This window comes from Amycolatopsis oliviviridis, assembly GCF_014654365.1.
Lineage (GTDB): Bacteria > Actinomycetota > Actinomycetes > Mycobacteriales > Pseudonocardiaceae > Amycolatopsis > Amycolatopsis oliviviridis.
The window spans coordinates 51,597-64,553 of sequence record NZ_BNAY01000002.1 but is presented as its reverse complement, the minus strand read 5'-3'; the positions used below and the strand labels follow the sequence as shown (position 1 = coordinate 64,553).

Sequence of the window (12,957 nt, the reverse complement as noted above, 5' to 3'; positions counted from 1 at the left end):
ATTACTTCTTCGGTTTGCCGGTCACCTCTTCGGCCAGTGAGTGCAGCGGCATCAGGGCGGAGTCGCCGCCCACCTTGAGCGCTCTGGCGGTGAGCAGGCGGTACAGCTCGTCGGCGGCTTCGACCAGACGCGCGGCGCGTTCCGTGGCCGAATCCGCGTCCGGGTCGAGCTCGGTGAGCGCGGCGGCGAGAACCTGTTCGGCATCCCGCTGCTGCCGTCGCGCGACCGCGTCGACCAGGCCGTCGACCGGGGTGACCAGGGTGCGGCGGCGATCGGCCGGATCCGGCCGCGTGCGCAGGGCGCCTCGTTCACGCAACCGGGCGACGGCGGCGGAGACGTGGCTCTGCGCGAAACCGGTGCGCGCGGTCAGTTCGCTGATCGACAGTCCCGGCGCTTCGACGATCACCGAGATGAGCACGAGATAGATCTCCGGCACCTCGGGATCGGCGTCGTCGCGCATGCCCTGGGACGCGAGCTCCATCAGATGCTTGCCGAGCAGGTACAGCTCACCGGCCTTCATATCGGAAACGATACATCTAAAACGATGTATCGCGCCAGTGCGGAACCTGCCTCGTGGTGTGGCCGAAGCCGTCTTCGGCGCGGCGCATAGACTTCCGCCGTGATCGGATCAGGGGGGCTCGACGCCGCGATCGAGGTCGGGATCGCCGCGTTCTGCGCGGGCGAGGAACCGCCGGGCGACGACCAGGTGTGGGAAGCGCTGACCGGTACGGGAGTCGAGCCGTGGCTGGCCGAACGGCTGCTGGTCTTCCTGCCGATGGCCTACGTCCGGCGATTGCTGCCGGACGTCTCGTACCCGGACGCGGTACTCGACTCCCGTGGGAAGGTCCCTCTCTCAAAGGAGCCGGTGTTCGTGGCCGCGTTCGAACGCGCCCAGCACGCGAGCCGGGCGGAGTTCGAGCGGATCGCCCTGCGCAGCAGTACGTTCGCCGTGATCAACGAGGCGCTGAAAGCCGGATCACAGCTCGCGGACCTGGAGCTATCCGAACCGACGCTGTTCAAGGATCTGGAACCCGTCGTCGAAGGCGACGGCGGGGTGCCGTCACCGCGGGCGGTGTTCGAGGATTTCCTGCGAGAGCACGGAATCCCGCTCGACGACGGCACGAAGGTCGATGCGACGCTCGTCGTGCATCCCGCCCCAGCGGGCATGGTGATGGCCCAGGTCGACTTCGCCGTGTCGCATCCCGCGCTGGCGAAGCCGTGGCTGGTCGAGAGCTTCGCCGGGCACGGCACCACGTGGCGCGAGGCGATCGGCCGCGCCGTGAACATGTTCAGTCTCGCGGCCTTGCATCCGATCATCGACGGCCTGCTGTCTCCCGGTGCCGCGTCCGGCCAGGTCGAGCGCGAGCGCTACGACCATCCGGACGGGGCGTTCGAGCTGGTGCTCGGTGCGCAGATCAATCTGTTCGCCGAGACCGTGCCTCCCGTCGGACCGTTGCTGGACCGGCTTTTGGAAGCGCTGCGCGCGGAGAAGCTCAGCCGCGAGGTGCACGGGCTCCGGCTGTTCGCCGCGCATCTCGACGGCGGGTTGCTGAACAACGAAGTCCTGCTGGACAGCGAACCGTGGTCCGGTGGCGAGGCGGTGGTGGCCGCGAGCCCGGCGCCGCTGCCCGAGGGACGGGTCGCGGTGCGGGTGTTCGGACTGCTCGTACCCGTCGAGGCCTAGGCGTCCGGCCCGATGCCACGCCGGAAAGGCTCGACCCCGACGACATGGCGGGCGCGGGTCGGCTCGACCAGGATCTTGACCCGCCGCTCGCCCGGGATGCGCCACTCGAACCGGTCCGTCCCGACGTACTTCTTCGCCAGCCTGTCCATGCAGAGCTCCGCTTCGTCGCCTTCGACGAATTCGACGACCCGGCCGTGGATGACCACCCGGTCGTAGGGATTGTCAGTGTCCATACAGGACAGTGAGACGCGAGGATCGTGGCGCAGGTTCTCCTCCTTCACCCGGCCGACGGCGGTGTTGAACACGATGTGGTCGCCTTCGACGTCGATCCACATCGGCGACACGTGCGGCGAACCGTCCCGGTTCACCGTGGCCAGATGCCAGAACTTCGCCGCCGCGATCCACTCGCGAACCTGTTCGCTCAATTCAGCCACAAGAACCTCCGGTGTCGTTCCGTCAAGTGCGTCGTCAGCGATAGGCGCGCAGGAACACGTCCACGCCGTCGGTGAGAATGTCGAGGATCTCCGGCTCGCCCACCGTTCCCGCGTCGTCCTCGTCGGTCACGTCGAGGACGAGGCGCATCGTCAGCGCGACGAAATGCTGCATGGCGCGCCGCGGATCGGTCAGCTGGAGCTTGCCGTCCGCCGCGAACTTCGCGAAGCGTTCCTCCATCATCCGTTCGGGCCGGTCGCGCGTCGCTTCCGGTAGCCGTGGCGCCACGGGGGCCTGTGAGCTCAGCCGCCTGAACGTCGCGTAGTCCGAAGTGGGGAACATCCCCGTCGTCACTCGCCGGGTGAAACCGAGCAGGGCGTCGCGAATGTCCCTGTCGTCGGCCAATTCCTCGTCGATCGCCTTGCGCACGGTCGCGACCACGGCGTCGTCGGCGCGCTCGAGAACGCTGCGGAAGAGGGTCTGCTTGTCGCCGAAGTGGTCGTAGACGGTGCGTTTGGACACCCCGGCCCGCGCCGAGATCGCGTCGACGCTGGTGAGTTCGTAGCCATCCGACACGAACAACGCCTCGGCCGCGTCAAGGATGGCCGCTCGTTTGGTCTCGGCCTGCAGCCGCCTGCCCGGTGTCCGCGCGGTCGTTCTCGGGGTCGCCATGGTTCTCATCGTATTCTCAGTTCCAGAACACTGCACTGTGTAGTGTAGTTTTTGAGGCGGAAAGGCCGTCTCCCTGAATCCCGCACAAGGAGTCCCTCATGCAGGAGAGCAGGATCGACGCAGGACCGCACACCAGGTGGACCGGACCGCTCATCGGCCTGGTGGCGGTCCTGGTCCTGGTCAACTTCATGGTCGACACGGCCATCACCGCGCCGCTGCTCGTCCTTCCGGAAATGCTCGACCACTTCGGCACCGATCAGACGGCGTGGATCAACGCCAGCGCGATGCTGGCGGGTGTGATGTGGGCGCCGCTGCTCGGCAAGAGCGCCGACGTCCACGGCAAGCGCAAGGTGCTCGTGCTGACCTTGCTGCTCAGTTGCGCGGGCGCGCTCATCTGCGCGGTGGCCGCCAATCTCTGGATTTTCGTGCCAGGGCGCCTGCTGCAAGGGGCGGCCGTCGCCGCCCTGTTCCTGTCCGTCGCGATCGTCCGGGAGAGCTGCGCTCCCCGGATCGCGATGATCGTGGTGGGCATCGTGACCTCCGGATCCGCGGTGCTCAACATCGGTTCCCGTTTCCTCACCGAGAAACTGGCCGCGGAGTTCGGTTTCCGGATCCTGTTCCTGATCTCGGCCGTCGTCGCGATCGCGATGGCGATCTGCGTGCGCCGCGTCGTTCCCGAATCCGCGCTCAAGACACCTGGCCGGATCGACGTCGGGGGCGCCTTGCTGCTCGGCGGCGGTCTGGCCGGGGTGCTCAGCTACGTCAGCCTCGGTTCGGAATACGGCTGGTTCACCCTTGGACCGCTGGTTCTCCTGGCCGGTGGTGTCGCGGCCTTCGCCCGGTGGTTCCTGGTGTCGAGCCGGAAGTCCGACGCGCTGATCGACGCCCGGAATCTCGGCGCGCCCTTGGTGCTCACGCTCCTCGTGCTCGTGCTCAGCACCGGTTCCTATCAGAGCATGCTTCAGCTCATTCCCCTGGTCAGCGATGTGGCGGGGGAGCAGGGACTCGGGTACGGACTGGCGGGCCAGGGAACGCTCGCGCTGCTGCTCGCGGCGCCCGGGATCGGCGTCATGATCGGCGGACCGGTGGCCGGCGTGGTCGCCACCCGCGTCGGGCCGATCGTGACCCTGGCGGGCGGGATCGCGCTCGGGACGGTCGGGACCATCGGGATGTTCTTCGGCGTCTCCCAGTTCCCCGTGGCGGTCTTTTTCGCTTTCCTGCTGGGTTTCACGGTCGGCGTACTCGGTACGTCCGGCTTCAACGTGGCCGGCGGCCTGGCGTCGGCCGACCGGCAGGGCATCGTGTCCAGCCTGGTCATGGTCGTCGTCGCGATCGGTTCGGTGGTGCTGGACTTCGTGGGCGCGGCGGTGCTCAAGTCGACCACTGTTTCCGTCGGCGGCGAAACGGTGAACTCGGGCACGGGCGTCTTCACCTACATCACGATCGCCACCGTCGCGTTCGCGCTCGCCGCGGTATTCGTCGTCCTCCTGGTGCGAAAGTCGCGCCGTACAGCCAAAACGCCGTTGCCGGCGTCACTTTGACAGAATCGGGAGAAGGAAAATGAACACAGCGAAAGGCGCGGTCCTGGTCTCCGGCGCGAGCATCGCCGGTCCCGCCGTCGCGTTCTGGTTGCGGCGGCACGGATTCTCGGTGACCGTGGTGGAGAAGGCGGGAGCACTGCGTGGCGGCGGCTATCCGATCGACATCCGTGGCACCGCGCTGGAAGTGGTCCGCCGGATGGGAATCCTGCCGCGACTGCGGGCAGCGCATATCGAGACGCAGTTGCTGACCTTCGTCGACGACGGTGGCGGCGAGGTGGCGTCGCTGCATCCGCAGACGGTGACCGGCGGGGTCGAGGGGCAGGACGTCGAAATCCGCCGCGGGGATCTGGCGGAAGTCCTGTACGAGGTCACCCGCGACGACGTGGAGTACGTGTTCGACGATTCCATCGCGACACTCACCGAACACGAACACGGTGTCGAGGTCACCTTCCGCGGTGGAGCGCGGCGTGATTTCGATCTGGTTCTGGGGGCCGACGGTCTGCACTCCCGCACCCGCGAGCTCGTTTTCGGGTCGGAGCACAAGTTCCACCGCTATCTCGGCTATTGCTTCGCCGGATTCACCATGCCCGACAAATTCGGTCTTTCCCAGGAAGGCGTGCTCTGGAACACGCCCGGCCGAGGAGCGGCGCTCTACGCGGTCAAGGGAAGCGACAAGGTCCACGGGTTCCTGGTCGCGGCCCGCCCGGAGCCGCCGCGCGAGCTACTCCGTGATCCCGAGGCGCAGCGTGACCTCGTCGCCTCGACTTTCGCCGGTGACGGCTGGGAGATCCCGGTCATGATCGCCGCCCTGCGCGAGGCGGACGATCTGTTCTTCGACACCGTCAGCCAGATCCACCTCCTGAGCTGGTCCCGAGGCCGGATCGGTTTGGTCGGAGACGCCGCCTACGCGCCGTCGTTCCTGACGGGACAGGGAACCAGCCTCGCGCTCGTCGGTGCCTACATGCTGGCCAGGTCCCTGGCCGTCCATCGCGACCACGCCGACGCCTTCGCCGCCTACGAAGCCGAAACCCGGCCATTCGTCGAGCTGAACCAAGCACAGGTCGGTGTCGGCGACGCCGCGCTTTTCCCGGTCACCGCCGAAGCCCTCGCGCGCCGCAACAAGCGACTTCGCGGCTTGAGCACCTCGGCGCCGGAAACCGGACGGCCGGCGCACACTGCCCTCGCCTTGCCTGATCTTTCCTTCTAGGTGCGATCTTTCAGCCACCGGTCCGCCGCCTGCCAGTCGACGCGCGGGTCGATGTCGGCGGCGTGATCTATTTCTCCGGTGACGTCCGCCGTCGGGCCGGTGATCCACTTGCTCTTGAGCACACGCGCTCCTCGTGTTCACAATTGTCTGATGGCGTAGATGATACGCGTATGCATACTACTTTCGGAGGTGGTTTTCCTTGACATGCATGACAGTATTTTTCCAACTAAACGACTAGTGCGTTGCCGGGATTGTGGTTGTGCAGACGGCGATCCGGGTCGGCGCCTCTGGGGAGAGGAACTGCCCATGCAGCCAGTCCGCCGTATCCCGCTGGTTCTCGCGCTCGGCGCCGCTTTGGGAATCGCCGTCGTGCCACCTGCCCTCGCGGGACCGGTGTCCGGTGACGACTACTACCAGGACGCGCTGGGCAAGACCGGCGCCGAACTCAAGGCGGCGTTGCACGGGATCATCAGCACCAACACCAAACTGACCTACGATCAGGTGTGGGACGGGATCAGGGCCACCGACGAGGACCCGGCCAACGCGGCGAACGTCGTGCTGCTCTACAGCGGCCGTTCGCAGGCGAAGACGGCCAACGGCGGGGGAGTCGACGACTGGAACCGGGAGCACGTCTGGGCCAAGTCGCACGGTGACTTCGGCACGGCCACCGGACCCGGCACCGACCTGCACCACCTGCGGGCGGAGGACGCGTCGGTCAACAGCACCCGGGGCAACAAGGACTTCGACGCGGGCGGCTCACCGGTCGAGGAGGCGCCGGGGAGCCTGACCGACGACGACTCGTTCGAGCCGCGGGACGCGGTGAAGGGCGACGTGGCCCGCATGATCCTTTACATGGCGGTGCGGTACGACGGCACCGACGGTTTCCCCGACCTGGAACCGAACGACGCCGTCGACAACGGCTCGAAGCCCAACATCGGCCGTCTCTCGGTGCTGCTGAAGTGGAACACGCAGGACCCGCCCGACGCCCCGGAGCAGCGTCGTAACCAGGTCATCTACGACCAGTTCCAGCACAACCGCAACCCGTTCATCGACCACCCCGAATGGGCCGCCTCCATTTACGGCTAGGGAGTGGTGAGCTTCCTGAAGAAGCACACCCGATCCTGACCCGGTCCGTCGTAGTCACTGTGGACAGGGACACCGTCGGCCATGCGGTCGCCCGGTTCGAGTGCGAACCCCATGGCACGGTGAAAGGCGATGGATCCGGCGTTCCCCGGCGAGGTGATCGCCCGCACTTCCGTCCGGCCCGCTTCGGCGGCCCGCTGGAAGAAAGTCGTGTATAGACGGCGGGCCGTCCCCTGGCCGCGAAGCGCCGGATCCACTCCCACGAAGTGGATGTACGCCTCCGCGTCATTGTCGGCGGCGTGGAAGCCGACGAGGAACGCCCTGATCCCGGCATCGTCCTCCAAGACCAGGCTCGTACCGGAAAAGAACTGCAAGAACAGCTTGGGAAGCAAGAGCGAAAGTTCGCGGGCTTGTTCGGGTGTCCGTGAGTCGCCCCACCACTGTTGCACGCGGGTGACTATCGCGTGGTGGTCGGAGACGTGGGCTCGGCGCGGCTCGGACATTTCACTCCTTGCTCGTAGGCTGCCGGCCTGGGTGCGGCCGGGTTGGGACTGACTGTGTGGATTTTGGTGCGTCTGACGCACCAAAATCCACACAGTCAGTCCGAGGCTTGACGATGAGGGTTGGTCGCTGGAGGGTTGCCGCTCATGGTCACCTGATCAGGGCGGGGACTGCGCGTCGCCGAGACGCTGGCGGACTTCGGCGGCTTTATGGGGGTAGCCGGTTTCGTCGTAGATGGCGGCGGCTTCCTGCCAGCAGACAAGGGCTTCGTCGGTTCTGCCGAGTTGGTGAAGACAAGTTGCCAGGACATCGAGCGGCTCGGCGATGGTTTCGTTGCGGTAGAGCGGTGTACTGCGGCCGATGGCGATCGCGTCCCGACACAGCGCTATACCCTTTTCTGGATTACCTAGGTGTCGCCAGACACGTGCCAAGTGCGTCATTGCCCACGCCTCGCCAGGGCGATCTCCGGCCTGGCGGCGCAGGCGAAGGCCTCGTTCGGCGTGCTCGAACGCGATCTGGTTGTGGCCGAGGCCGAGGTGGGCAGAGCTGAGATTGCCTTCCACCACCGCCTCCCACCGTCCAGTGTCGAGGCCGCGGCTCAGCGGCAACGCCGAGTTGAGCCATCGCACGGCCTCCTCGAACCGTCCCCGCCGAATCAACAAAAGGCCATGGTCGTTGAGCCCGTACACTTGAAGCGGTGTGTGGTCGAGTGCCTGGGCCAGTGTGGCTGCCTGCTCGAGATCGGCGCGAGCTTGGTCCCACCATCCCAGATTGCTGGCCGTTTCCCCACGGTTGAGCAGGAGGACCGCTTCCTGAGCGCGGTTTCCAGCGCGATTGGCAGCTGCTATTCCGGCACTGTAGGCGTCGATCGTCTCGTGCGGGCTTCCTGCGGAGTCTAGGAAGCTGCAGGCGCGGGCGAGGGGAATGGTGTGGTGGTTCAGTCGGTGATCGGCGGCGTATTGGAGTGATACCAGGATGTTGGTGCGCTCGGTGGTGAGCCAAGCCCATGCCTGCTCAAGGTCTCTAAGGGCGTGTGGGTGGTCGGGTTCGGCCACGGTAGCGGGTATCTGTGAGGACAAAGGGTAAAGGCGATGATCGGCCGCAGTGGCGGTGTGGGTGTAGAAGATCAACATCGATTCCAGCGCCCGGTCCCGATCTTCGGCGCTGTCGTGGCGACGGGCTTGGTCGGCGGCGTAGGCGCGCAGCAGGTCGTGGAACCGGTAGCGACCACCTGCCGCGGGTTCGATCAGGTGCGCGTCGGCCAAAGCGGCGAGCAGGGGGCGGGTGTCCGTGGGCGGCAGCTCGGCGAGCGCCGCGGCCGCGGGGAGGGACAGGTCGGGTCCGGGGTGCAGGCCGAGGCGGCGGAACAGCCGCGCTTGCTCGGGCGGTAGTCGCCGGTAGGACCAGTCGAACACCGCGCGCACGGCGGTTCGTTCATCGCCGAACTCGCTGAGGATGTCGAGCCGGGTGCCGTCGTCGGTCAGTTCGGTGACGACGTCGGCGACCGTCAGATGCGGGTGGGCGGCGGCGCGGCTGGCCGCGACCCGCAGTGCCAGCGGTAGCCGCCCGCACAGGCGGATCAGGTCGTCGACCGCGTCCGGTTCGGTGGCCGTCCGTGCGGCGCCGAGGATCCCGGTCACCAGGTCGAGTGCCTCGGGCGGGCTGAGGAGGTCGAGAGTGAGACGGTGCGCGGCATCGGTGACGACGAGGCCGGTCAGGCTGTCGCGGCTCGTGACCACCACCATGCACCCGGCCGTGCCGGGCAGGAGGGGACGGATCTGCTCGGCGGTGTGGGCGTTGTCGAGGACGAGCAGCACGCGTTTTCCCGCGAGCAGCGACCGCAGCAGCGCTGCCTGGGCGTCGACGTCGGCGGGGATCGCGCGGGCCGCGACACCCAGGGCCCGCAGGAAACCGCTGAGGGCCTCGCCGGGGGTGACGGGGACTCCGGGGCCGTAGCCGCGAAGGTTGACGTACAGCGTGCCGTCGGGGAACCGGTGTTGTATCCGGTGGGCCCAGTGCAGCGCGAGAGTGGTCTTGCCCATCCCGCCGGCGCCGTCGACCGCGGTGATCACCACCGATTGCGGCCGTCCCTCGTGCTGATCGGGATCGGGCGGGATCAGCGCGTCGAGCGCGGCCAGGTGCTCCGCCCTCCCGGTGAAATCCCGCACCGACCCCGGAAGCTGCCGCGGCACCATCCTCCCCGGACCCGGGCGCCCGGCAGGCACCGTCCGGGAGCCCGACGGGGCAGGAGCGGGCGCGGCCGGGTACGGATGGTCGGGCAGGGTGATCCAGCCGGTCGCGATGGTCTCCTTGACCTCGACCGGTACCGGACGCCAGGTCGCGGGCGCGGCGCCGGGGGTGTGGCGGACGACGTCGTCGAACAGCCAGTCCGACGCGATCACCGCCAGCACTCCGGGCGACGCCGCGAGCGCGATCTTCAGCGGGGCGGCGTCGCACAGCCGGAACGCCAGTGTCAGCGACGACGACGTGACCCCGTGCTCGTCGTAGCCGACTTCCCCGGCGTGCAACGCGAGCCGCAGCCGGATCCGCTGCGCTTCCGGGTGGGTGTCGTTGTGCACCCGCAGCCGCGTCACCACCTTCGGCAGCACGGCTTCGATGAACGCCGCCTTGTCCACGCCGCCCGGAACGAGCACGAACACCGCGTCTCCGCGGTCCTCCCGGTAACAGTCCTTCCACGCCGTCCCTGTCGCGGCGAAGGCCGTTTCCATGACGTCGTAGAGCCCGTCGCGGACGGCCCGCTGATGTGGTCCTGTCCGGCGTCGTTCCCCGAACCCTTCCACATCGGCCACCACGATCAAGTGATGCCGCGAACCACGCCCCGCCACCATCGCCGCTCCCTCCCTACGGCCCACCGGACAGGATCTCGTGCGCGACCCCGCCCTGCCCGCCGCGGCGCAGGCCTACGTCACCTGCGGTGGCGGCCTCCGCCCCGGCCAGACACCCGGTTCGTGAGGAGCTAACGGCCGTTCAGTGACACCGGCAGTATGCGGTGGCCGTTGGAAATGAACGAATCGAGATGCCGCAGCTCGTCCGGGGAGGTCGCGAGCGTCATCTTCGGGAAGCGTTCGAACAGGGCGGGCAGCGCGATCTCCGCTTCCAGCCGGGCCAGCGGAGCGCCGAGGCAGTGGTGCACTCCGTGGCCGAATGCGACATGCGACTTGTCGGCGCGGGTGACGTCGAATGCGTCGGCGTCCTGCCCGTGCAAGGCCGGATCCCGACCGGCGGCGGCGTAGCCCGCCAAGATCGCTTCGCCCTGCCGGATGACGACATCGGCGACGTGGATGTCTTCGACGGCGTAGCGCAAGGGCAGATGCGCCACCGGTGCCTGCCAGCGCAGCGTTTCCTCGATCGCGTCCGGCCACGAGATCCGCCCGGCCTGGAGCTGGGCGAGCTGGTCCGGATGGGTCAGCAGCGCGGTGATGGCCTGGTCGAGGAGGTTCACGGTGGTTTCGTGGCCTGCCGAGATGAACAGGATCAGGGTGTCGATCAGTTCGGTTTCGTCCAGCCGGGCGCCGTCGCCCTCGGTCTGCGCGGCGATGAGCGCGGTGGTGAGGTCGTCGCCGGGGGCCGCGCGCTTCGCGGCGACGAGTTCGGTGAAGATCGAGTGGATGTCCTGATACGCGGCCAGCATCGCCACCTGGCTCGCCGAGGTCCGGAAGAAGACGTCGACGGACTGACGCAGCCTGGCGCGCGCCGAGTCCGGGACCCCGAACAGCTGGCAGATCACCTCGATGGGCACGGGATAGGCGAAATTCTCCCGCAGATCGACGGGTTCACCCGCGGGCGTGGCCGCGATCGTGTCCAGGAGGCGGGAGACGATCCGGGTGATCCAGGGGCGCAGTGTGGCGATCCGGCGCGCGGTGAACGCCTGCGCCACGAGCGAGCGCAGCCGCCGGTGGTCGGCGCCGTAGGCGGTGAACATGTTCCGCACCGAAACCCACACCAGCAACGGCCAGTCCTCGCTGATTTCGGTCAGCGCGGGCCAATGCTGCCGGGCGTCCTTTGACACCCGCGGATCGTTGAGCAGCCCGCGCAGCAGTTCGTAGCTCGTCACCGACCAGGCCACGACACCGCCCGGCAGTTCCACCCGGGTGAGCGGGCCGCGTTCGCGCAACCGCGCGTTTTCGGCGTGGATGTCGTGGCCGTTCGGGTCCAGCACCAGCGGACGCGTCACCGGGGATCATCCTTTCTCGGGGAAGGGAAGTGATCCCAGCGTGCCAGCAGTGCCGTCGCCCGGGTACCAGCGAATCGGTGACGGATCACCGGACGCGGGAAGGTGGCCCGCTCGCCACCTTCCCGCGGCCGGACCGGTCAGCGGCGGCCGCTGAGGGTGGTGGCGCCGGCGTAGCGGGCTTCGGCGCCGAGTTCCTCTTCGATGCGGATGAGCTGGTTGTACTTGGCCGTGCGGTCGGAGCGCGACAGCGAACCGGTCTTGATCTGGCCGCAGTTGGTGGCGACGGCGAGGTCGGCGATGGTGGTGTCCTCGGTCTCGCCGGAACGGTGCGACATCACCACGGAGTAGCCGGCCTTGTGCGCGGTTTCGACCGTGGTGAGGGTTTCGGTGAGCGTCCCGATCTGGTTGACCTTGACCAGGATCGAATTCCCGATACCGCGTTCGATGCCGTCGTTGAGCAGGTTCACATTGGTGCAGAAGACGTCGTCACCGACGAGCTGGACGCGGTCGCCGATGGTGTCGGTCAGCTGCTTCCAGCCGGTGAAGTCGTCCTGGGCGACACCGTCCTCGATGGACACGATGGGGTAACGGGAGGTGAGGTCGGCGAGATAGGCCACGTGCTCCTCGACGCTGCGCTTGCGGCCTTCGCCGGTGTAGTCGTAGACCTCGCCGGTGTAGAACTCGGACGCGGCCGGGTCGAGCAGCAGGGCGATGTCCTCGCCGGGGGTGTAACCGGACTGCTCGATCGCGCGCAGCACGAACTCGAGCGCTTCGTCGGCGGAACTGAGGTTCGGCGCGAAGCCGCCTTCGTCGCCGACGTTCGTGCTGTGCCCGGCATCGCGCAGCGACGCGCGCAGGGTGTGGAACACCTCCGAGCCCATCCGGACGGCGTCGGCGAAGGTCTCGGCGCCGAGCGGGCCGATCATGAACTCCTGGAAGTCGATCGGGTTGTCCGCGTGCGCCCCGCCGTTGATGATGTTCATCATCGGCATCGGGAGCAGATGCGCGAAAACGCCACCGACGTAGCGGTACAACGGAAGTCGCTTCGCGGCGGCGGCGGCCTTGGCCACGGCGAGCGAGACGCCGAGGGTGGCGTTGGCGCCGAGCCGGGCCTTGTTCGCGGTGCCGTCCAGCGCGATCAGCGCGCGGTCGACGTCGGCCTGCGCCTCCGCGTCGAGCCCGGCGACGGCCTCGGCGATCTCGCCGTTGACGGCGTCGACGGCCTTGCGGACACCCTTGCCGTGGAAGCGGCTCTTGTCCCCGTCGCGCAGTTCGACGGCTTCCTTGGTCCCGGTGGAGGCGCCCGACGGTACGGCTGCCCGGCCGAGCGAGCCGTCCGCGAGTTCGACGTCGACCTCGACGGTCGGGTTGCCCCGGCTGTCGAGGATCTGACGGCCGTGGACGCGGATGATGGCGGTCATGGTCACTCCTCGATCGATCGCGCCACCCCCAGTGAGCGGCGAGACGTCCGCGAGGCTAGCAGAAATTCACTGAATCGATCCCGAACCCTGTCGGGGGCCATGTCCGTGAAGGCTTCCTTGAGAGACTCTGGGTTCCCTCAAGGAGGCCTTCGCGGACCGGCGTCCGTCCACAGTGGATGGTTGGGAAAGGTGCGAATCGGCGAACGCGGCGATCGAGTGCG

Annotated in this window: 12 protein-coding genes; 4 read left to right on the top strand and 8 right to left on the bottom strand. The window is 67.8% G+C overall.

Annotation, left to right across the window (positions count from 1 at the left end; translation table 11 throughout):
- Position 1: 1 nt before the first annotated feature.
- On the bottom strand, positions 2-520 hold the full coding sequence (locus IE302_RS07790; RefSeq protein WP_191253299.1) for a MarR family winged helix-turn-helix transcriptional regulator: 519 nt from the start codon (positions 518-520) through the stop codon (positions 2-4).
- Between the two features lie 99 nt (positions 521-619).
- Here IE302_RS07790 and IE302_RS07785 point away from each other — a divergent pair, with 99 nt between their 5' ends.
- Positions 620-1,684: a DUF6348 family protein gene (locus IE302_RS07785; RefSeq protein WP_191253297.1), complete on the top strand. Its 1,065-nt coding sequence runs from the start codon at positions 620-622 to the stop codon at positions 1,682-1,684.
- On the opposite strand, the gene IE302_RS07780 is transcribed toward IE302_RS07785, so the two are convergent.
- Together IE302_RS07780 and IE302_RS07775 are read right to left on the bottom strand one after the other, a co-directional pair.
- Entirely contained in the window at positions 1,681-2,118 is a 438-nt protein-coding gene (locus IE302_RS07780) for a PPOX class F420-dependent oxidoreductase (RefSeq protein WP_191253295.1), read from the bottom strand. The two genes, IE302_RS07785 and IE302_RS07780, sit on opposite strands and share 4 nt — an antisense overlap.
- Positions 2,119-2,152: 34 nt before the next feature.
- On the bottom strand, positions 2,153-2,788 hold the full coding sequence (locus IE302_RS07775; protein ID WP_191253294.1) for a TetR/AcrR family transcriptional regulator: 636 nt from the start codon (positions 2,786-2,788) through the stop codon (positions 2,153-2,155).
- A gap of 98 nt (positions 2,789-2,886) precedes the next feature.
- Here IE302_RS07775 and IE302_RS07770 point away from each other — a divergent pair, with 98 nt between their 5' ends.
- Positions 2,887-4,329 (top strand): MFS transporter, encoded by a 1,443-nt coding sequence (locus tag IE302_RS07770; RefSeq protein ID WP_191253292.1) that lies wholly within the window; start codon positions 2,887-2,889, stop codon positions 4,327-4,329.
- A 19-nt stretch (positions 4,330-4,348) separates the two neighbouring features.
- Positions 4,349-5,536, top strand: a complete 1,188-nt coding sequence (locus tag IE302_RS07765) for an FAD-dependent monooxygenase (RefSeq protein ID WP_191253290.1) — start codon at positions 4,349-4,351, stop codon at positions 5,534-5,536.
- Here the strand turns inward: IE302_RS07765 and IE302_RS43055 are convergent.
- Positions 5,533-5,658, bottom strand: coding sequence for a hypothetical protein (locus IE302_RS43055; protein WP_268246739.1), 126 nt, complete (start codon positions 5,656-5,658; stop codon positions 5,533-5,535). The two genes, IE302_RS07765 and IE302_RS43055, sit on opposite strands and share 4 nt — an antisense overlap.
- A 184-nt stretch (positions 5,659-5,842) precedes the next feature.
- Here IE302_RS43055 and IE302_RS07760 point away from each other — a divergent pair, with 184 nt between their 5' ends.
- Positions 5,843-6,622, top strand: coding sequence for an endonuclease I family protein (locus tag IE302_RS07760; RefSeq protein WP_191253288.1), 780 nt, complete (start codon positions 5,843-5,845; stop codon positions 6,620-6,622).
- On the opposite strand, the gene IE302_RS07755 is transcribed toward IE302_RS07760, so the two are convergent.
- The 4 genes from IE302_RS07755 to eno all read right to left on the bottom strand — a co-directional run bounded on the left by IE302_RS07755 (position 6,619) and on the right by eno (position 12,736).
- Positions 6,619-7,122 (bottom strand): GNAT family N-acetyltransferase, encoded by a 504-nt coding sequence (locus IE302_RS07755; protein WP_191253286.1) that lies wholly within the window; start codon positions 7,120-7,122, stop codon positions 6,619-6,621. The two genes, IE302_RS07760 and IE302_RS07755, sit on opposite strands and share 4 nt — an antisense overlap.
- Positions 7,123-7,278: 156 nt before the next feature.
- Positions 7,279-9,933: an ATP-binding protein gene (locus tag IE302_RS07750; protein ID WP_229907736.1), complete on the bottom strand. Its 2,655-nt coding sequence runs from the start codon at positions 9,931-9,933 to the stop codon at positions 7,279-7,281.
- A 164-nt stretch (positions 9,934-10,097) separates the two neighbouring features.
- On the bottom strand, positions 10,098-11,315 hold the full coding sequence (locus IE302_RS07745; RefSeq protein ID WP_191253282.1) for a cytochrome P450 family protein: 1,218 nt from the start codon (positions 11,313-11,315) through the stop codon (positions 10,098-10,100).
- 137 nt (positions 11,316-11,452) lie between these two features.
- Positions 11,453-12,736, bottom strand: coding sequence for a phosphopyruvate hydratase (gene eno, locus IE302_RS07740; RefSeq protein ID WP_191253280.1), 1,284 nt, complete (start codon positions 12,734-12,736; stop codon positions 11,453-11,455).
- Positions 12,737-12,957 lie beyond the last annotated feature (221 nt).